The organism is Uliginosibacterium sediminicola (assembly GCF_039631295.1).
GTDB classification, from domain to species: domain Bacteria; phylum Pseudomonadota; class Gammaproteobacteria; order Burkholderiales; family Rhodocyclaceae; genus Viridibacterium; species Viridibacterium sediminicola.
The window spans coordinates 156,262-175,633 of sequence record NZ_JBDIVE010000005.1 but is presented as its reverse complement, the minus strand read 5'-3'; the positions used below and the strand labels follow the sequence as shown (position 1 = coordinate 175,633).

General features: G+C 62.9%; 19 protein-coding genes. 13 read left to right on the top strand and 6 right to left on the bottom strand.

All coding sequences use genetic code 11. The features are described from left to right. Nucleotides 1–15: 15 nt before the first annotated feature. Nucleotides 16–825, bottom strand: coding sequence for a cytochrome C assembly family protein (locus ABDB84_RS11325; RefSeq protein ID WP_345919837.1), 810 nt, complete (start codon nucleotides 823–825; stop codon nucleotides 16–18). Between the two features lie 85 nt (nucleotides 826–910). Between ABDB84_RS11325 and ffh the strand changes: the two genes are divergently transcribed. From ffh to ABDB84_RS11310, 3 genes are read left to right on the top strand one after another with little or no spacing between them, the layout of a single operon-like run. Beyond that, on the top strand, nucleotides 911–2,281 hold the full coding sequence (ffh, locus tag ABDB84_RS11320) for a signal recognition particle protein (RefSeq protein ID WP_345919836.1): 1,371 nt from the start codon (nucleotides 911–913) through the stop codon (nucleotides 2,279–2,281). 27 nt (nucleotides 2,282–2,308) lie between these two features. Further along, the gene (locus ABDB84_RS11315) at nucleotides 2,309–3,568 is read left to right on the top strand and encodes a putative Na+/H+ antiporter (RefSeq protein WP_345919835.1); all 1,260 of its coding nucleotides are present in this window, start codon (nucleotides 2,309–2,311) and stop codon (nucleotides 3,566–3,568) included. A gap of 2 nt (nucleotides 3,569–3,570) precedes the next feature. Continuing rightward, nucleotides 3,571–4,389 (top strand): ferritin-like domain-containing protein, encoded by an 819-nt coding sequence (locus ABDB84_RS11310; RefSeq protein WP_345919834.1) that lies wholly within the window; start codon nucleotides 3,571–3,573, stop codon nucleotides 4,387–4,389. 86 nt (nucleotides 4,390–4,475) lie between these two features. On the opposite strand, the gene ABDB84_RS11305 is transcribed toward ABDB84_RS11310, so the two are convergent. After that, on the bottom strand, nucleotides 4,476–5,120 hold the full coding sequence (locus ABDB84_RS11305; protein WP_345919833.1) for a c-type cytochrome: 645 nt from the start codon (nucleotides 5,118–5,120) through the stop codon (nucleotides 4,476–4,478). 86 nt (nucleotides 5,121–5,206) lie between these two features. Between ABDB84_RS11305 and yihA the strand changes: the two genes are divergently transcribed. Both yihA and hemB read left to right on the top strand, forming a co-directional pair. After that, the gene (yihA, locus tag ABDB84_RS11300; protein ID WP_345919832.1) at nucleotides 5,207–5,842 is read left to right on the top strand and encodes a ribosome biogenesis GTP-binding protein YihA/YsxC; all 636 of its coding nucleotides are present in this window, start codon (nucleotides 5,207–5,209) and stop codon (nucleotides 5,840–5,842) included. A gap of 347 nt (nucleotides 5,843–6,189) precedes the next feature. Beyond that, complete coding sequence (hemB, locus tag ABDB84_RS11295) at nucleotides 6,190–7,203, top strand: porphobilinogen synthase (RefSeq protein WP_345919831.1); 1,014 nt, start codon at nucleotides 6,190–6,192, stop codon at nucleotides 7,201–7,203. 4 nt (nucleotides 7,204–7,207) lie between these two features. On the opposite strand, the gene ABDB84_RS11290 is transcribed toward hemB, so the two are convergent. Together ABDB84_RS11290 and ABDB84_RS11285 are read right to left on the bottom strand one after the other, a co-directional pair. After that, entirely contained in the window at nucleotides 7,208–7,897 is a 690-nt protein-coding gene (locus tag ABDB84_RS11290) for a pyrimidine 5'-nucleotidase (protein WP_345919830.1), read from the bottom strand. Nucleotides 7,898–7,908: 11 nt separating this feature from the next. Continuing rightward, on the bottom strand, nucleotides 7,909–9,141 hold the full coding sequence (locus ABDB84_RS11285) for an alpha/beta hydrolase (RefSeq protein WP_345919829.1): 1,233 nt from the start codon (nucleotides 9,139–9,141) through the stop codon (nucleotides 7,909–7,911). 227 nt (nucleotides 9,142–9,368) lie between these two features. Here ABDB84_RS11285 and ABDB84_RS11280 point away from each other — a divergent pair, with 227 nt between their 5' ends. The 6 genes from ABDB84_RS11280 (at nucleotide 9,369) to cydX (ending at nucleotide 14,543) form a co-directional block, all read left to right on the top strand. Continuing rightward, nucleotides 9,369–10,880, top strand: coding sequence for an AMP nucleosidase (locus ABDB84_RS11280; protein ID WP_345919828.1), 1,512 nt, complete (start codon nucleotides 9,369–9,371; stop codon nucleotides 10,878–10,880). 93 nt (nucleotides 10,881–10,973) lie between these two features. Continuing rightward, on the top strand, nucleotides 10,974–11,354 hold the full coding sequence (locus tag ABDB84_RS11275; RefSeq protein ID WP_345919827.1) for a DUF2946 family protein: 381 nt from the start codon (nucleotides 10,974–10,976) through the stop codon (nucleotides 11,352–11,354). A gap of 105 nt (nucleotides 11,355–11,459) precedes the next feature. Continuing rightward, nucleotides 11,460–11,720, top strand: a complete 261-nt coding sequence (gene cydP / locus ABDB84_RS11270) for a cytochrome oxidase putative small subunit CydP (RefSeq protein ID WP_345919826.1) — start codon at nucleotides 11,460–11,462, stop codon at nucleotides 11,718–11,720. After that, the gene (locus tag ABDB84_RS11265) at nucleotides 11,717–13,285 is read left to right on the top strand and encodes a cytochrome ubiquinol oxidase subunit I (RefSeq protein WP_345919825.1); all 1,569 of its coding nucleotides are present in this window, start codon (nucleotides 11,717–11,719) and stop codon (nucleotides 13,283–13,285) included. The genes cydP and ABDB84_RS11265 overlap by 4 nt, the downstream gene beginning before the upstream one ends. Nucleotides 13,286–13,287: 2 nt before the next feature. Next, on the top strand, nucleotides 13,288–14,424 hold the full coding sequence (cydB, locus tag ABDB84_RS11260; RefSeq protein WP_345919824.1) for a cytochrome d ubiquinol oxidase subunit II: 1,137 nt from the start codon (nucleotides 13,288–13,290) through the stop codon (nucleotides 14,422–14,424). A 14-nt stretch (nucleotides 14,425–14,438) separates the two neighbouring features. After that, nucleotides 14,439–14,543: a cytochrome bd-I oxidase subunit CydX gene (gene cydX, locus ABDB84_RS11255; protein ID WP_345919823.1), complete on the top strand. Its 105-nt coding sequence runs from the start codon at nucleotides 14,439–14,441 to the stop codon at nucleotides 14,541–14,543. 52 nt (nucleotides 14,544–14,595) lie between these two features. On the opposite strand, the gene ABDB84_RS11250 is transcribed toward cydX, so the two are convergent. Further along, complete coding sequence (locus ABDB84_RS11250; RefSeq protein WP_345919822.1) at nucleotides 14,596–15,210, bottom strand: Crp/Fnr family transcriptional regulator; 615 nt, start codon at nucleotides 15,208–15,210, stop codon at nucleotides 14,596–14,598. Nucleotides 15,211–15,314: 104 nt separating this feature from the next. Continuing rightward, nucleotides 15,315–15,707 (bottom strand): DUF2946 domain-containing protein, encoded by a 393-nt coding sequence (locus ABDB84_RS11245; RefSeq protein WP_345919821.1) that lies wholly within the window; start codon nucleotides 15,705–15,707, stop codon nucleotides 15,315–15,317. A gap of 108 nt (nucleotides 15,708–15,815) precedes the next feature. Between ABDB84_RS11245 and ABDB84_RS11240 the strand changes: the two genes are divergently transcribed. Together ABDB84_RS11240 and ABDB84_RS11235 are read left to right on the top strand one after the other, a co-directional pair. Further along, the gene (locus ABDB84_RS11240; RefSeq protein WP_345919820.1) at nucleotides 15,816–16,688 is read left to right on the top strand and encodes an EamA family transporter; all 873 of its coding nucleotides are present in this window, start codon (nucleotides 15,816–15,818) and stop codon (nucleotides 16,686–16,688) included. Between the two features lie 222 nt (nucleotides 16,689–16,910). Beyond that, a complete protein-coding gene (locus ABDB84_RS11235) occupies nucleotides 16,911–19,313 on the top strand; it encodes a methyl-accepting chemotaxis protein (protein ID WP_345919819.1) in 2,403 nt (800 codons plus the stop codon). The last annotated feature ends 59 nt before the right edge of the window (nucleotides 19,314–19,372 follow it).

The following is a 19,372-nucleotide window of genomic DNA, read 5'->3' as shown; positions in this document are numbered from 1 at the left end:
CGGCATTGCCGCGCCTCAGGCGCGCTTGAGCAGAATTTCGAGGACGAAATGCGTGCCGATGTAGGCCAGCAGCAGGAACACGAAGCCGGCCAAGGTCCAGCGCTGGGCGATGCGGCCACGCCAGCCGCGGACATGGCGACCGAGCAGCAGGATGCCGAACACCAGCCAGGCGGCGAGGGTGAAGCCAAGCTTGTAGCGCAGGGTCAGCGGGCGTATCAGGCTTTCCTCGGAGAACAGCAGGCCGGAGGCCAGGGTCAGCGTGAGGAACACGAAAGCCACGCCGATCAGGCGGAACAGGATCTTCTCCAGCACCAGCAGGGGCGGCAGGTCGGCGCCGGCCGCGTCCAGCCGGCCGCGATGCAATTGTCGCTCGGCGAGGGCCAGCATCACTGCATGCAGGGCCGCCAGGGCGAAGAAGCTGTAGGCCAGCATGGCCATTGCAAAATGCAGGCGGAAGCTCCAGCTCTCGATGCTGATGTGGATGTTGCCCGGCAGCAGCGCCGGCAGGATCGCGCAGATCGCCGCCGGCGGCATGGCCAGGCGCAGCAGGCTGTTGATGGGATTGGCGAGGCTCTCGGCAAAGTACAGCAGCAGCGCCAGCCAGAGGGTCAGCGAGAGGGCAATGGCGAGGCCGAAATGCAGGGTGTTGCCGTCGAGCATGTCCTGGCCGAGCGCATAGCCATGACTGAGGAGGCCGCTGGCGAGCAGGATGCGCACCGTGCCGGCGAAGCTTTGGCCCGCCGCCGCGCGCCGCGCATGCCACAGCACGAAGCCCAGCAGTAGGTAAGCCGAGGCGGGAACGAGATGCAGTAGAATGACGTTCATCCGTCCAGTTTAACGCGAGAGCCGCCTTTGCAGTGCTCTGCGCGATTCGGTCACACTTCCTGCAACATTCTGGTTCCCTATTCGAATGCTCGATAACCTCACCAATCGCCTCGCCAAAGTCGTCAAGACCCTGCGCGGTCAATCGCGCCTGACCGAAGACAATATCGGCGAGATGCTGCGCGAAGTGCGCATGGCACTGCTTGAAGCCGACGTTGCCCTGCCGGTGGTCAAGGAATTCATTGCCCGCGTCAAGGAAAAGGCGCTCGGTCAGGAAGTCATCGGTTCGCTGACGCCGGGCCAGGCCCTCGTCGGTGTCGTCAATAGCGAGCTGGCCGCGATCATGGGCGGCACGCAATCGCAGCTGAGCTTTGCCACCCAGCCGCCGGCGATCATCCTGATGGCCGGTCTGCAGGGCGCCGGCAAGACCACGACGGTCGGCAAGCTGGCCAAGTACCTCAAGGAAAAGCACAAGAAGAAAGTGCTGACCGTCTCCTGTGACGTCTATCGTCCCGCCGCCATCCTGCAGTTGCAGACGGTGACAGGCCAGGCCGGCGCCGAATTCTTCCCCTCGGAAATTTCGCAGAAGCCGGTCGATATCGCCAATGCCGCCATCGACTACGCCAAGCGTCACTACTTCGACGTGCTGCTGGTCGATACCGCCGGCCGCCTGACCGTCGATGAGCAGATGATGGACGAGATCAAGGCCCTGCACGCGGCGATCAAGCCGATCGAAACCCTGTTCGTGGTCGATGCCATGCTCGGTCAGGATGCGGTCAATACCGCGCGTGCCTTCAACGAAGCGCTGCCGCTCACCGGTATTGTGCTGACCAAGCTTGATGGTGATTCGCGTGGCGGTGCGGCGCTGTCGGTGCGTCACGTGACCGGCAAGCCGATCAAGTTCACCGGCGTCGGCGAAAAGCTCACCGGCCTCGATGAATTCCACCCCGACCGGATGGCCAGCCGCATCCTCGGCATGGGCGACATCCTGTCGCTGGTCGAAGAAGCCAAGGGCATGGTCGATGAGGAGAAAGCCAAGGCGTTCGCCGACAAGCTCAAGAAGGGCAAGGGCTTCGACCTCAATGACTTCAAGGCGCAGATCAGCCAGATGCGCAGCATGGGCGGCATCTCCTCGCTGCTCGACAAGATGCCCGCGCAGTTCGCCCAGGCTGCCTCGCAGGTGCAGGGCGATGCGGCCGAGAAGTCGATGCGCCGCGTCGAAGGCATCATCAATTCGATGACGCCGGCCGAGCGCGCCAATCCCGATCTGCTCAAGGCCAGCCGCAAGCGTCGCATTGCTGCCGGTGCCGGCGTGCAGGTGCAGGAAATCAACCGCCTGCTCAACCAGTTCGAGCAGATGCAGAAGATGATGAAGCAGTTCTCGGGCGGTGGCCTGGCCAAGCTGATGCGCGGCATGGGCGGGCTCAAGGGCATCAAGGGGATGTTCCCCGGCGCGTGATGCGCCTCTGCAACAGGAGGATCGCCCGTGTCACGCACCATTGAACTGATTGCCGCGGTGCTGTTTGCGCTGGCGATCCTGCATACCTTTATGACCTCCTGGTTCGAGCGTCTGGCTCATGCGCAGCCGGCGCATGCCGGGCTGTGGCATTTTTTCGGCGAGGTCGAGGCGGTTTTCGGCATCTGGGCGACTGTCTTGCTACTCGCTCTGGCCATCGAAACCGGTTCGGGCGATGCGCCGGTGGAATACCTCGAAAGCCTCAATTTCACCGAGCCGATGTTCGTCTTTGTGGTGATGGTGGTGGCGGCCTCGCGGCCGATACTCGCGCTGTGCCGCAGTCTGGTGAATCTGGCCGCGCGCTGTCTGCCGCTGGCGGAGGCGCGGGCTTTCTATCTGGTGGTCCTGCTACTGGTGCCCTTGCTCGGATCGCTGGTCACCGAGCCGGCGGCGATGACCCTGGCCGCCATCCTGCTGCGTGATCGCTTTTTCGTGGCGGGCGTCTCCGAGCGCTTCAAGTACGCCACCCTGGCCGTGCTCTTCGTCAATGTCTCCATCGGCGGTGTGCTGACCAGTTTTGCGGCGCCGCCGGTGCTGATGGTGGCCTCGGTGTGGCAGTGGGACAGTCTCTTCATGTTCACCCAATTCGGCTGGAAAGCGGCGCTGGCGGTGGCCTGCAATGCGCTGGCAGTGAGTTTCCTATTTGCCCGCGAGCTGGGGCAATTGCCGCCCGCGAAGACGGATTCCAGCGCCAGCCCGGTGCCGCCGGTGCTGACGGTGGTGCATCTGCTGTTCCTCTGTGGGGTCATCGTGACGGCGCATCACCCGGTGGTGTTCATGGCGCTGTTCCTGCTGTTCCTCGGCGTGGCGGATGCCTATCGCCAGCATCAGGATCGCCTGATCCTGCGCGAGGGCTTGATGGTGGCTTTGTTCCTGGCCGGCCTGGTGGTGCTCGGCGCCTTGCAGAAGTGGTGGCTGCAGCCGCTGCTGAGCGGGCTCGACACGCTGACCCTGTTCTTCGGTGCGATGGCGCTGACAACGATCACCGACAATGCCGCGCTGACCTATCTGGGCTCCCTGGTCGAGGGCGTCGATGCGCAGTTCAAGTACGCCCTGGTGGCCGGCGCGGTGGCGGCGGGTGGTTTGACGGTGATCGCCAATGCGCCGAATCCGGCCGGTTTCTCGATTCTCAAGCCGTATTTCGCTGACGAGGCGATCAACCCGCTGCGATTGTTCCTCTTCGCCTTGTTGCCGACCCTCAGCGCGGCGCTGGCGTTTCTGCTGCTCTGAACATGTCGCTGGAAGCTGCCGCCCTGGAAGCGCTGATGACCTGCGATCCGGCGCACAAATGCCGGCTCACGCAGGCATTGCATGCTGCCTGGGGCGCGGGCCGCTTGCAGCGCAGTGGTCTCAGCGCTGCTGGCCGTATTGCGGTGCCCGGCCGTCCTGCGCGCCCCGAGCTGGTCCGCCCCGATGCCGTGCCACGCCGCAACGGACACACGCCGCAGGCGCAGGCAGCGCTGCTGCACGCGATTGTGCACATCGAATTCAACGCCATCAATCTGGCCCTCGATTGCGTGCTGCGCTTTTCAGCACAGGGCGATCTGTTCGTCAGCCAGTGGCTGCAGGTGGCCAAGGAGGAGAGCGAGCACTACAGCTTGCTGGCGACGCGTCTGGCCACGCTGGGCTTTGCCTACGGTGATTTTCCCGCCCACAACGGTTTGTGGGAGATGGCCGTTAAAACGGATGGCGATTTTCTCGCCCGCATGGCCCTGGTGCCGCGCCTGCTCGAAGCGCGAGGGCTCGATGCGACGCCGCCGATCCAGGCGCGGCTGCGCGAGATGCGCGACCACGAGAGCCTCGCGATTCTCGACATCATCCTGCGTGACGAGATCGGCCACGTTGCCATTGGTGACCACTGGTTCCGTGCCGAATGTGCAGCGCGCGGCCTGCAGGCGGAGGCTGAATACCTGCGCCTGATCGATTTCTTTGAAGCGCCGCCACCGCGGCCGCCGTTCAATGTGCCGGCCCGTCTGCAGGCCGGTTTCAGCGAGGCCGAGCTGGCCGTGCTGGCGAGCCGCCAGCGCCGGCCGCTGAGCACCGGGGGCTGAGGCAGGGGCGGATATGAAAAGAGCCGCTCAGGGCGGCTCAAATCTTCAGCTAAGGTGCGCGGCTCTGGCGCCGCGCCGCAGCAGAATCAACGCAAACCCGCTGCGTAGTCGGCAACTGCCTTGATTTCGGCGTCGGTCATGCGCAGCGCCAGGGTGCGCATCACGGAGCCAGCGTCGTTGGCGCGCACGCCATCGCGGAAGGCGCGCAGTTGCGCTTCGAGATATTCAGGATGCTGGCCCGCCAGGCGCGGGTACTGTGCGGGCAGACCTGCACCAGCGGCGCCATGGCAGCCTGCACAGGCAGCTACGCCCGTTGCGGCGTTGCCGGCACGCCAGATCTTCTGACCCAGTTCCAGCGATTCTTTCTTGCCCTTGGCGCTGAGGGGTTTGGGTTTTTGCTGCGAGAGATAGATGGCCAGGCCCTTGATGTCCTCGGCGCTGAGCGGTGCGGCCATGCCGGCCATCACCGGGTTGGCGCGCTCGGCCGGCTTGCCGCCTTGCGACTTGAAGTTGTTCAGCTGCTTGGCGATGTATTCCGGATGCTGGCCGGCCAGACTGGGATTGACCGCAATGATGCTGTTGCCATCGGCGCCGTGACAGGCGCCACAGAGGGTCTCGACCGTTTGCTTGGCCTTGGCAAGATCGGGCGCTGCGGGCTTGGCTGACTCGGCGTAAGAAAGCTGGCAAATCAGCGGGCTGGCGAGGAGCAGCAACAGGGTGCGCTTGATCATTGTTACCTCAAAGGCGTGGGGCGAATTAGAATCGCTCAATTCTATATCACTGCTGCTTGTCGCGGCAGGCTCCGGTTACTTCCCTTATGTCATTGTTCCGTCACGCACGCTTCGAAATTTCAATTGCCCGCCCGCAGGATTTGCCTCCGCCCGATGGTGCTGAAATCGCCTTTGCGGGGCGTTCCAACGCCGGCAAATCGAGCGCCATCAACACCCTGGTCGGGCATACGCGCCTGGCTTTCGTCAGCAAGACGCCAGGCCGCACGCAATTGATCAACATATTCCGCATGAACAATGGCGCGGCACTCGTTGATTTGCCGGGCTACGGCTACGCCCAGGTGCCCGAGGCAGTGCGCAAGCAATGGGTGCGTTTGCTGGAGAATTACCTTACGCGGCGCACTAACCTGATCGGTTTGATCCTGATCATGGATTCACGTCATCCGCTCACGCCGCTCGATCAGCAGATGCTCGACTGGTTCGCACCGAGTGGCCGACCGATCCATGTGATGCTCACCAAATCCGACAAACTTACCCGTTCGGCATCTGCACAAACTTTGACTTTAGTCAAAAATCGCCTGCCCAAATGGCAAGTCCGACCGGGTCAAATCAGCGTCCAGCTCTTCTCCAGCCTCAAAAAGGCAGGCATCGAAGAAGCTGAATCGGCCGTCGAGGGCTGGATGGCGCCGGCGGCTGAGAGCGCCGTGGCCGACACCGAGGAATAAATGAGTTCAAGCCTTGTTTTGCGTAGGCAAGCGCGTGGAGCGAGCAGGTGGATGACAAGGCGGCTCGCACAGACGTACATCAGTACGTCGAGCAAGCCAACGCAGTCAGGCGCCTGCGCAGCCCGCGCGATGGCCTGCGCAAAAAGAAAAACCCCCGGACGCGAGGGGACACGCCGGGGGCAAACAATCCAGCAGGCCCGGGGGAGCACTGCAGGACGCCCGCTCAGGGAGGTGCGCGGGGGATGGTGAAGCACCATCCGTAAGCTCAGAGTAGGGTGGCGGGCACATAGTTCCCGCCTCTCCGCGACTGCAACATTTTTTTACATCTCACGTCTCGAAGGTATTTCATGACTGCCCGCAACTTCGCCGCCTTTCCCGCCAACCGTCCGCGTCGCATGCGCCGCGACGACTTCTCGCGCCGCCTGATGCGTGAATCCCGCCTGTCGGCCGATGACCTCATCCTGCCGGTGTTTGTGCTTGATGGGGCGGGGCGCGAGGAGCAGGTTGCGTCGATGCCGGGTGTCTCGCGTCGTTCGATCGATGGCTTGCTCAAACTGGCGGAGCAGGCTGTTGCGCTGAAGATTCCGGCGCTGGCGCTGTTTCCGGTGATCGATGCCGCTGGCAAGAGCCTCGACGCCGCCGAAGCCTGGAACCCCGAGGGGCTGGTGCCGCGCACGATCCAGGCGCTGAAGGCGAACTTCCCCGAGCTGGGCGTGATCACCGATGTGGCGCTCGATCCCTACACCAGTCATGGGCAGGACGGTTTGATCGACGAGAGCGGCTATGTGCTCAACGACGAAACCCTCGCTGCGCTGGAACAGCAGGCGCTGTGTCACGCCCAGGCCGGGGCCGACGTGGTTGCGCCCTCGGACATGATGGATGGCCGCGTCGCACGCATCCGTAGCGCCTTCGAGGCGGCAGGCCAGATTCACACGCGCATCCTCGCTTACTCGGCCAAGTACGCGTCGAGCTTTTACGGTCCGTTCCGCGATGCGGTCGGCTCGGCGGGCAATCTGGGCAAGGGCAACAAGTACAGCTACCAGATGGATCCGGCCAATTCCGACGAAGCCATCCGTGAAGTGGCGCTGGACATCAGCGAGGGTGCAGACATGTTCATGGTCAAGCCCGGCATGCCGTATCTGGACATCGTCCGCCGCGTCAAACACGAGCTGCAGGTGCCGACCTTCGTCTATCAGGTCAGTGGCGAATACGCCATGCTCAAGGCAGCCGCGCTCAATGGCTGGCTCGACGAGAAGGCGGTGGTGCTCGAATCCCTGCTGGCGTTCAAGCGCGCCGGCGCCGACGGCGTGCTGACCTATTTTGCACTGGATGCGGCGCGCTGGTTGAAAGACTCGGCTTAAGGAATCAGGGCCTCTGTAAACGCGCGATGTGCAGCACGCTGCGCAGTTGCACATCGACGTAAGCGGGTTTGCGCGCGCTGCGGCTGATCCATACCGTACGCATCCCCAGCGCTTTGGCGCTGCGCAGGTTCTCCAGCGAATCCTCGACCAGGGTGCAGCGTGTGGCGGGCACACGCAGACGACGCAGCACGGCATGAAAAGCGCGCGGATCGGGCTTGGGTTGCAGTGCCAGCTGCTCGACGCCGAACACTTGCTCGAAGCTGCGCAGCAAGCCCATCTCGCGCAACACCGCGCAGACGTAGTCGTGCGGTCCGTTGGAGACCACCGTCTTGCGGCCCGGCAGGCGGCGCAGGATGCCGCGCAAGGCGGGCTCCGGCACCACCAGCTCGGGCAGGTCGGGAAACTGGTGGGTGTGGTGCAGGAAGTGCTGCGGATCGGTGTTGTGATGGTGCATCAGCCCCAGCATGGTCGCGCCATAGCGCAGCCAGTACTGGCGACGCAACTGGTCTGCTTCGTGCTGCGAGATCTGCAGATGCCGCACCATGTACTCGGTCATGGCGACATTGATGCGCGGAAAAATATGCGCGCTGGTGTTGTGTAGCGTGTTATCCAGATCGAATAACCACAGCGGTGCATCGGACATGGCAGGATGGACGTGTGCCGGCAGCTGTCCGCCAGCAGGGACGCCCATCATACCTGCAGCCGCTACTTGATGCTCAGCGTGCCGAGCGGGCGCAGCCAGCGCGGCGCGTCCAGTGTCAGCCAGTCTTGTGCGGCGCTATCGTTCTTGGCGGTGCTGTCGGCAAAGGCCAGCATGACGCTGCGCAGTACCGTAAAGCCTTGCTGGCTGTTGGCGGTGTCGTCAGGGCCCGCTTTATCGCCGCCGGGTGCGCCGAAGCCTCCCTTGCCGCCTGAGCCTTCTCCGCCCATGCCTCCGCCGGGGCCGCCACCCATACCTCCACCCATTCCTCCACCAGGCCCGCCGCCCATGCCACCACCCTCAGGGGGCGAGCCACTACCACGGCGGCCCTTGGCGCCAGCGCCGGCGTCTTTCTTCGACATCATTTCATCGAGATTGTCCTTGCCGCCCAGATTGCGGTGGCTCATCGCGCGCATTACCAGCAGGTACTTTTCACCGCGTGGCATGGATTGATAGGGCACGATGCGTGCTGCCGCATCGGTGACGACGCCGTAGTCATCGACATCGATGGCCGAGGTGATGTTCAGCACCGGTAGCTGCAGCTTGGCGTAAAGCTCGCTGTCGCTCTGCTGGCGATCATGATAGGGGCTGATCAGGATCAGTCCGCGCAAACCAGCGGGCAGCATGGTCGCGGTGCTGGCCATGGCTTGCGCGGTTTGCGCGCCCAGATCAAAACCGGCGATCAGCAGGCGTGAAGCGTCGCCGCGAGCATAGAGCAAATCCTCCTTGGCCAGCTTCGGCAACTGTGCAAGTACGAAGGCAAGGTTGTCCATGCGCTGTTGCAGGGCTTCGGCGCGGAAGGCCTGGCGGCCGATCTGGTTGAAGTCACCGGCGCGCGCCAGATCGCTGGCGAGCAGGGCGCTGCCATCGCCCTGCGCCTGGATGCTGAGCACCGCATAGCCTGCTTCGGCCAGTGCGCTGCGCCAGCTGATGCCATCCGAGGTGCTCTCCGCGAGGCCGGGCAGGTAGATGACGATCGGGTAGTTGCCGCCATCTCGCGGCGCCGTCATCTCGGTGTAGATCGTGCCGTGCGGGCCGTTCAGGCTGCTGCGGTGGCTCTCCAGATGGAGCGGCAGATCAGTGCGATAGGCCTTGTCGAGAAAGCTTTGCTGTGCAGCGTCGCGTGCATTCGGGCGTGCTTCTGGGCGCGCCGCGCAGGCGGCCAGCAGCATCGAGGAGAGGCTTGGCAGCAAGGCCAGGCCGAGCAGGCGTCGGCGTGGCAGATTGTCGATGGACATGGTGTGTTGGAGCGCGGATCAGGTAAGCCTGTAATGTCGGCTGTCTGCACGCAAGATGCCGTTGGTCAATTGTGTCGACTTGTTGCTCTGCCGCGTGGGCGCTTCGTCGGGGACGGCCGCATGCGCTGTGCGCGCTTTGCCGTGCTTCGCGTATCCTAGGCAGCTTGCGAGCGGCGTCGGTGTTGCGGGCGCTGCGTGTCTGAACCTCTGTTGCCGAGTCTGTTGCCATGCCTTACCGTCCGCCTTTCATTGCACCGATGCGTTTCTCTGATGCCGATGCCGCTCTGGCCCAGGTTCAGCTGATTTATAACAACAGCATTGCGCACCTGCGCGAGGCGCTGCAGCGTTTCGTCGCCGGTGAAGCGCTGGAGGCGGATGTCGGGGCCAGTCACGCACGGGTGCGCGCCTGTTATCCCTTCGTGCGCGTGCACACCGATACGGTGGCGCAGGCGCGCGGGGCGGATAAGCACCTCAGCTATGGTTTCGTGGCCGGTCCCGGTCATTACGAAACCACACTGACGCGTCCTGATCTGTTCGCCAATTATTACCGCGAACAGTTCCGCCTGCTGCTGCAGAATCACGCGGTGGAGATCGAGGTCGGTTCCAGTTCGCAGCCGATTCCGGTGCATTTCTCCTTCGGTGATCACGATCACATCGAAGGCAATATGAGCGCCGAGCGGCGCATGCTGATGCGCGATGTGTTCGATCTGCCCGATCTCTCGGTGATGGACGATGGCATCGCCAATGGCACTTTCGAGCCGCGCCCGGGCGAGGCGCAGCCGCTTGCGCTGTTCACCGCGCCGCGCATGGATTATTCGCTGCAGCGCTTGCGCCATTACACCGGGACTTCGCCGGACCACTTCCAGAACTTCGTGTTGTTCACCAACTACCAGTTCTATATCGACGAATTCGTGCGCATGGGTCATGAGGCGATGGCCGATGCTTCAAGCGTGTATGAAGCTTTCATCGAGCCGGGCAATGTGGTCACGCGTCGTAGCGGCCTGCCGGCACAGGTTGAGGACGCCCTGGGCAAGGCGCCGCCGCGCCTGCCGCAGATGCCGGCTTATCACCTGACGCGTGGCGACAAGGGCGGTATCACGATGATCAACATCGGTGTCGGCCCGTCAAACGCCAAGACCATCACCGATCATGTTGCGGTACTGCGTCCCTACGCCTGGCTGATGCTTGGGCACTGCGCAGGTCTGCGCACCACGCAGGAGTTGGGCGACTATGTGCTGGCGCATGCCTATGTGCGCGAAGACCATGTGCTCGATGAGGAGCTGCCGGTGTGGGTGCCGATTCCGGCGCTGGCCGAGATCCAGGTCGCGCTTGAATCGGCGGTGGCCGATGTCACCGGCCTGCAAGGCGCGGCGCTCAAAAGTCTGTTGCGTACCGGAACGGTGGCGACGACAGACAATCGCAACTGGGAGCTGCTGCCCGACAACACGCCGCAGCGCCGTTTCAGCCAGAGCCGCGCGGTAGCGCTCGATATGGAAAGCGCGACGATTGCCGCCAACGGTTTTCGCTTCCGCGTGCCCTACGGCACCTTGCTCTGTGTGAGCGACAAACCCTTGCATGGCGAGATCAAACTGCCGGGCATGGCTAACCACTTCTACCGCGAGCGTGTTGATCAGCATTTGCGCATCGGCATCCGCGCGCTGGAGATTCTGCGTGAGCGTGGCCTCAACGCCTTGCACAGCCGCAAGCTGCGCAGCTTCGCCGAAGTCGCCTTCCAGTAGCGGAGCTCGTGGTCTAGGTACAAGTGCTGGCTGTGAGGCAGGGCAAAGCAGGCTAAAATTGCCCCTATGAGTAGAATGGTTTTCGGCAGACCGATGTATCGACGACAGCTTTTGTTGTGGCTGCGCATCGCCCTGTGCGCGGCCTTCATCAATGCCCTGGTGCCGACGCTCTCCTACCTGTTCGCGGTGTCGGCCGGCAAGCAGGTCATTGAGCTGTGCACCTCGTTCGGCCTCAAGAAAATCGTGGTCGATGTTGGGCGTGAGGACTCGGTTCCGGCCGAGACTAGCGGCCATCAAATGCGCTGCCAGTTCTGCCTGGCCAGCCAGGACGCGGCGACGCTCATCGCGGCGCCCGTGCAGGAGCTGTCCCCCGCGCGCCAGCGTTTGCCCTTGCGTGTACAACTGACATCACCCGGCCAGAGCAAACCCTGGCCACCCAGCATTCCCCGCGCGCCACCCCTTCGTCTTGCCTGATTTACATGCGTGATACGCCACCAGCCTGTGCTGGTGGTGTGTGTCGCCCTGCGCAGCGTGCCGGTGTGCGCGCTGAGGCGCGGGCGCGTGTTTGCAGGAGCGGGCATGACCCCTACTCAAGATGAAATTCCTGCGCTGGCGGCTGGCAAGCCGCCACGCAAAGCCTGGCGCTCGCCTTTGCGGCGCGAAATCGTGCTGACCCTGGTGCTCAAGCTGGCGGTGCTGATCCTCATCAAGATGATGTTTTTCAGTCACCCGGCCAGCAAGCAGGAGTCGGCCGCGCGTCTGGGCGCCCTGATCGACGGAGGCGCCGCGCCGGCCACTCCGTCGCCTTCAATCGAAACACACAAAACGGAGCAAAAATGATTGAGGAATCCGTTGTAAATCTGTCGCGTCTGCAGTTCGCGGCGACAGCGCTTTATCACTTCCTGTTCGTCCCGCTGACGCTCGGGATGTCCTTCCTGCTGGCCATCATGGAGACTGTCTATGTGATGACCGGCAAGGAGGTCTATCGCGACATGACCAAGTTTTGGGGCAAGCTCTTCGGCATCAACTTTGCGCTGGGCGTGACCACCGGACTGACCATGGAATTCCAGTTTGGCACCAACTGGGCCTACTACTCGCACTACGTAGGTGACATCTTCGGTGCGCCGCTGGCCATCGAAGGTTTGCTGGCCTTCTTCCTGGAGTCCACCTTTGTCGGCCTGTTCTTCTTTGGCTGGGATCGCCTGAGCAAAGTCGGCCACCTGACGGTGACTTACCTCGTTGCCATCGGCTCCAATCTCTCCGCCGTGCTGATCCTGATTGCCAATGGCTGGATGCAGAACCCGGTCGGCGCGGATTTCAACCCGGTCACCATGCGCATGGAGCTGACGAACTTCACTGATGTGATCTTCAACCCGGTCGCGCAGGCCAAGTTCGTGCACACCATCAGCGCTGGCTACGTCACCGGTTCGGCCTTCGTGCTGGGGGTCAGTGCCTGGTATCTGCTCAAGGGGCGTGATGTGGAATTCGCACGCCGTTCCTTCCGCATTGCGGCCTCCTTCGGTCTGGCTGCAGCGCTGTCGGTGATCGTGCTCGGTGACGAATCCGGTTACACCGCGGCGGAAACGCAGGAAACCAAGCTCGCCGCGATGGAGGCGATGTGGCACACCGAGCCGGCGCCGGCCGGGCTGACCCTGTTCGGCTTCCCCGATGAGAAGACGCGCACCACTCACATGGAGATCAAGATCCCCTACGTGATGGGGCTGATCGGCACACGCAGTACCGACAAGCAGATTCCCGGCATCGACGAGCTCGAACAGCGCATTGCTGCGCGCATCGATCGCGGCATCCTTGCCGTCAAGGCGCTCGAAGCGCTGCGTCGTGAGCCGAAGAACGCCACCTTGCTGGCCAACTTCAGCGCCGTGAAAGCCGATCTGGGCTATGGCCTGCTGCTCAAGAAATACGTGGCCGATGTCAGCCAGGCGACGCCGGAGATGAAGGCGCGCGCGGTGGATGATGCGATTCCTGCGGTGGCGCCGATGTTCTGGAGTTTCCGCATCATGGTCGCTTTGTCGCTGTGCTTCCTGAGCCTGTTCGTGCTGTCGTTCTGGTTTGCCGCACGCAACAGCTTCATGCAGAAAAAGTGGCTGCTCAAGTGGGCCGTGTGGGGCATTCCGCTGCCCTGGGTGGCCTGCGAGCTGGGCTGGTTCGTCGCCGAGTATGGTCGTCAGCCCTGGACCATCCACGGCGTGCTGCCCACCCATCTGTCGACCTCGGCGCTGTCAGCCGGCAGCCTGTGGTTCTCGCTCGGCGGCTTCCTGCTGTTCTACACCGGCTTGCTGATTGCCGAGCTCTACCTGATGTTCAAGTACGCGCGTCTGGGGCCGGCCAGTCTGGGCTCGGGTCGCTATCACCTTGAAACCGCCAGCGCTGCGAAGGGAGTCTGAGCATGATCGACTACGAAATTCTGAAGCTCATCTGGTGGCTGCTCGTCGGCGTACTGCTGCTGGGCTTTGCCGTCATGGACGGCCATGACATGGGTGTAGGCACGCTGCTGCCTTTTGTGGGCAAGAGCGATGATGAGCGCCGCGTGATCCTCAATAGCGTCGGTCCGCACTGGGAGGGGAATCAGGTGTGGTTCATCACTGCCGGCGGGGCGATCTTCGCAGCCTGGCCGCTGGTCTACGCGGCGGCGTTCTCCGGCTTCTACTTTGCGATGCTGGCGGTGCTGTGGGCCTTGTTCTTCCGCCCGGTCGGCTTCGACTACCGCAGCAAGGTGCCGGATGCGCGCTGGCGCAGCTTCTGGGACTGGGGCATCTTCGTCGGCAGCGCCGTGCCGGCGCTGGTCTTCGGCGTGGCGTTTGGCAATGTGATCCAGGGCGTGCCCTTCCACTTCAGCGACATCATGATGCCGTACTACACCGGCAGCTTCTGGGCGCTGTTCAATCCCTTTGCGCTGCTCTGCGGTGTGGTGAGCCTGAGCATGCTGGTCGCTCATGGTGCCAACTATCTGGTGATCCGCACCGAAGGCCAAGTGCAGCAGCGCGCCCGACGCGCATCGATGATCTTCACGCTGATCATGCTGCTGGCTTTCGCATTGGGCGGTGTGATGGTGGCTGACATGCCGGGCTACGTGATCAGCTCGGTGGTCGAGCCCGGCGCAGCACAAAGCCCGCTCACCAAGACCGTGGTGGTGCAGGCCGGCGCCTGGCTGGAGAACTACCAGCGCTACCCGCTGACGATGCTGATTCCTGCCTTGGGCTTCATCGGTGGTGTGCTGAGCATACTGCTCGTTGCCAGCAAGCGCGGCAGTCTGGCCTTCATCGCGACTGGGATTGCCGAGCTGGGCATCATCTTCACGGCCGGCGTGTCGATCTTCCCCTTCGTGTTGCCATCGAGCAGCCAGCCGGGCAGCAGCCTCACGGTGTGGGATTGCGTCTCCAGTCAGCGCACTCTGGGCATCATGTTCTGGGTCGCCCTGGTGATGACGCCGATCATCATCCTCTACACCAGCTGGGCCTACCGCGCGATGCGCGGCAAGCTCACCGTTGCGCACATCCAGGCCAACAAGCATTCGGCCTACTGAAAGGGAGAAACATCATGTGGTATTTCAGCTGGATTCTGGGCACCGGTTTTGCCGTGTTGCTCGCTGTGGTGAACGCGCTGTGGCTGGAGTCACAGGACGAACGCAACAAAGCGGAGTAGACATAAAAAACGGCGGGCATCGACCCGCCGTTTTTTTCGCCAGACGGCTGTTTCAGCAAGTCACTGCGGGCGCGCCGTCGGTTCTCAGTTGCACGATGAATTGCTTCTTGCCCGAGCTGGCACGTTTGAGTTCGCCATCCTTGCGCATCTGTGCGATGACGCGGCACACCGTCTCGTGGGTCAGGCCGGTGATCTCGGCCATGGCGCACTGATCCGGCAAGGCTTGTGGCGTGTCGGCCTCGTCGGGCTGCGCAGCGCTGTTCAGCAGGCGGATCAGGTTGCGCACGCGCGAAGCGGAAAGACCGCTGCGCACTTCCATCATGGCGGCAGCTCGCAGTGCGTTGCGGGCGAGGATGTGTTGCAGCTCGTGGTGGCTGGTGTAAGCGCTCCAGGGCTCCAGCACGCAATCGGACAAGGCGCTGACCGTAAATGCGCAGCGCTCGCGGGTGAGGGTTTCGACGCCGATGATGTCGTCGCGTAAAGCCAGGCCAGCGAAGACGGGGCCTGAATCGCCGGGGACGTCCAAGCGCAAGCTGCCGCTGAGCACGCGCCAGGTGCGGCCCACGCTACCGGCGTGATGAATGATGTCGCCGCGCCGCAGATGACGCCGCTCGGCCAGGCTGGCCTCGTGCTGGCACGCCAGCAGCGAGGTTTCTGCTTTTCCCATACAAGATCTCCATGCAGCACGACGCTGCAAGGGCCGGAGCTGCGTGTGTGCATGCGCCGGCCGGATTCGACACTGGTGCGCTGCTGCGCACCGCGAGAAGGGGATCAGGCGGAAAGCGGGGGTGCGCGTGGCTGCGCATCAGGCCACAGCGACACGCTCGGCGCGGGACGCCGGGCAGGGTGCGTGGGTGCAATCGGGCGCCAGCTGGCGAGCTGCAGACGCTGTGTGCTACTGGGGAGCACGGCCAGATTTTGCAGCGCGCAGTAGGGGCAGTGCTCGAAGATGCTGGCGTGCCGCGAGACGGGAAGCTCATCGGCGGGGGGCAGGGATTGCTGTATCCAGCGCGAGCCTTCCAGCGTGCAGATTTCGACCAGCACCGCGCGCTGTGGTCCGTAAGCGCGCAGCCAGTGCGAGATCGAGGGCGAAAGTGTGCTCAGCATGATTGCGGCAAGCGCAAGCCATGTGATCCATCCCGAGCGGAGTTTTTGCGTCCTCATGGAAGGATTGTAGCGAAAAGCCCGTCGCCTGCCTTTTGCGGGGGCTCATGCCCGGCGCTGTTTTTGCCGCACAATGACCCGCTTTGCAACGCGACCTCGTTCATTACCATGCATTTCGTTCTGCTTAGCGCACTGTGCAGTGTGCTCGTCTCCGTTCTCCTCAAGCTGGCGCGGCCATACCAGGTCGATGTCCCGCAGGCGCTGTGCAGTAACTATCTGGCCGCCTCGCTGCTCTGTGCCTTGCTCTTGCAGCCGCCGCTGGCCAGTCTGCAACAGCCGGGCGCGCCCTGGCCGTCCTTGCTGATGCTGGCCTTCGTCTTGCCCTCGCTGTTTCTGGTGCTGGCGCATAGCGTGCGCACTGCCGGCATTGTGCGGACCGATGTGGCGCAGCGCCTGTCCTTGTTGTTGTCCTTGCTGGCGGCCTTCCTGTGGTTCGGCGAGCAGGCAAATCCCCTCAAGCTCGCCGGGCTGGCCCTGGGTTTGCTCGCTGTGCTCGGCCTGCTGTTGCGCACGCGCGCGGATCAGTCTGTGGAGCCCAGTTCAGCGGCTGCCTGGCCTGCATTGCTGACCGTGTGGGGTGGCTTTGCCCTCGTTGACGTGCTGCTCAAACACATCGCCGCCGCAGGCACGCCCTTCGGTGCCTCTTTGCAGTTGTGCTTCGTGCTGGCCTTCATCGGCATGGCGCTATGGCAGTTCTGGCGCGTGCGGCGCGGCCAGGTCAAGCTGTCTGCGCGCAGCCTGGGGGCCGGCCTGCTGTTGGGGCTGATCAACTTCGGCAACATCATTTTCTACGTCAGCGCGCATCGCGCCTTGCCGGGGCAACCGGCGGTGGTGTTCGCGAGCATGAACATCGGCGTGGTGCTGTTGGGAACGCTGGTGGGCATGACTCTCTTCGGTGAACGTTTGAGCTGGATCAATCGTCTGGCCATCGTGCTGGCCCTCGTTTCGATTGCCATGATTGCGCTGAGCCCGCGCGCCTGAAGATTCCCCTCAAAGCGCACTGCCTGCCTATAAAGGTGTCGCCTTTTTAGCCGTATACCCCTGCAGGAGATGCTTGGACGATCGAGCGGCAAGATCGCCATTTGACTCCAGGCGCGAGAAGCGCGGTCGGGCCCGAACCATGTTCCGCATCCGTCACAGTCCGGATGTGTCTCTGGCGGGTCTGCGGAAGACGGCGATCAATAGAAGGCTACAGGGGGAAGGATGGTCTCAGCACGCAAGCCAGTTGCATACCTCACACGCGAACTGGCAGGAGGCACTGCGCCGGAGCAGTTGTTCAGTGGCGCCTTGATCGCGGCCCGCAAGCGCGGCCATGATCTGGTGGTTCTGCGTGGGGGCCAGACCGGCAAGGATCCCGGCACGGTGATCTATGATCTGGTCGACGACAGTTTCGCCGGCATCATCACCTGGGCTTCGCCCGACGCCAATGAGCACGCCAAACAGTTCTACAAGCGCTTTGCGCCGGTACCGGTGGTCGGCCTGACCGTCCAGCTGCCCGGCTGCCCGGCCATCACCACCGACTCACTCTCTGCCCTGCGTTTCGTGATGGAGCACATGATCGTGCACCATCAGAAGAAAAGGATCATTTTCGTGCGCGGCCCGGCGACGCACGATGGCGCGATCAAGCGCTTCCAGGCCTATCAGGAAGCCTTGCGCGATCATGGCATTGCCGAAGACGAGCGTCTGGTGTCACCGCATTGCACTTGGGACAAGACTGAAGGTCCGCGCATGGTGCAGTACTTCCTCGACGAGAAAGGGCTGGTGCCGGGCAAGGACTTCGATACCTTTGTCTGCGTCAACGACAACATCGCCATCGGCGCGCTGGAGGAATTCAAGCGACGTGGCATTGACGTGCCCGAGGTGGTGGCAGTGACCGGGTGCAATGATTCGGCGCAAGCACGCTACATGACGCCGCCGATCACCACCGTGTCGATGCCCTTTATCGAACAGGCTGCGGCAGCCTTCGATACCATCAATGCCATTGTTGATGGGCGCCCCGTGCAACAGGAAACCTGCTTGCCGGCGCGTTTGATGATTGCGCAGTCCTGTGGCTGTCCTTCACACCAGATCGAAGCGGTGACTGCCGGCACGCGTGCCTTTGGCGGGCATGGCAGCATTGCGGCCTATTTCAGCGCCTTGCTGGGCCCGCTGCATTTTGCCGGTCAGGCGAAGACCCTCGAAGACATCTGCTTCGCACTCGGCAATGGTCATCAGGCGACGGGCGAGACCGAGCAGTTGATCCGTTCCTCGGCCGAGCAGTTCCTGCAGGGCTTTGCGGCAGCATTCCGCAACCGTGGCAAGCGCAGTCAGTATTTTTCGGCGATCACCGATACGGTCAATGCGTTCTATGCGATCGGTATCGCGCCGGAGCGCATGCACAGCGCGATTTCTGTGCTGCGCAAGCGTATGCTGCCGTCGCTGCTGGTGCCCTTCCTGCGCAAGCGTGCGGAGGACCTGTGGGCCGAGGGGCGGGTGCTGATCAGCGAAGCCGCCGGCCGCCTGCGTGACGCCAACAGCCTGCGCCTGATTTCGCAGGAGCGGGTGATTGGTCAGCTCAGCGCCAAGCTCTCGGTGGCGCAGGACATGGCAGCGATCCTCAAGATCGTGCAACAGGATCTGCCGCAGCTGAATATCGCCTCGTTCTACCTTGCGCTCTACGAGGGTGAGGCCGGCTGGGATCGCAAAAGCATGCCCAGACATCTGCGCCTGATGACGGCCTTCAATGCCAAGGGCAAGATCGCTATCGATGAGCGCAATGCGCGGCGTGAATGCCGTGGCTTCCTGGCCTCGTTGTTGTCGGCGGCCAGCGAGCGCCAGACCCTGGTGGTGACGCCGCTGAATTTCAACGATACCCAGCTGGGTGTCGCGGTGTTCGGTCTGGGCAATGAAGATGGCAGCATCTACGAGGCGATCAAGATCCAGCTCTCCAGCGCCATCTATGGCACCTTGCTGCGCCAGACGCTCAAGGAAACCATGGAGACCATGGAAGCCAAGGTCACCGAGGTGTCATCGAGTTCCGAGCAGATCAGCCAGAGCGTGCAAGGGGGGTCGGCCGCGATGGAAGAGGTGGCCAACAGCATTCATGGCATTTCGGAGAGCATTTCTGAAGTGATGACAGTGATCGGCAATGCGGTGCAGCTGACCACCTCGGCCAGTGGCGAGATTTCGGTGCTCAACAATCAAGCCCTGGAGATCAATACCATTCTCGGCATCATCTCCGACATCGCCAAGCGCACCAATCTGCTGGCGCTCAATGCCTCGATCGAGGCGGCACGTGCCGGCGAACATGGACGCGGTTTCGGTGTGGTGGCCGAGGAGGTCAAGTCCCTGGCGCTGACCACGGCGACCTCGTCCGACAATATCCGCTCGATGATCAACAAGGTGCAGCACAACACCTCGCAGGTCTATGCCTCGATCAACGATGTCAGCGAGATCATGCAGAAGGTTTCCGGCCTCTCGCATGATATTTCGAGCGCCATTGCCGAGCAGACACGCTCTACCGACGAGGTCAGCAATGTGCTCTCGGAAGCTGCGCTGGGTACCAATCTGATTGCCCAGGCATTGGCTCAGCTGGATGCCATCGGCAAGAGCGCATCACGGGTCTGAGCGCGTAAAGAGCAGTGCAAGTGAGTGTGGTGCCGCCGGCGTGTTGATCACGTCGGCGG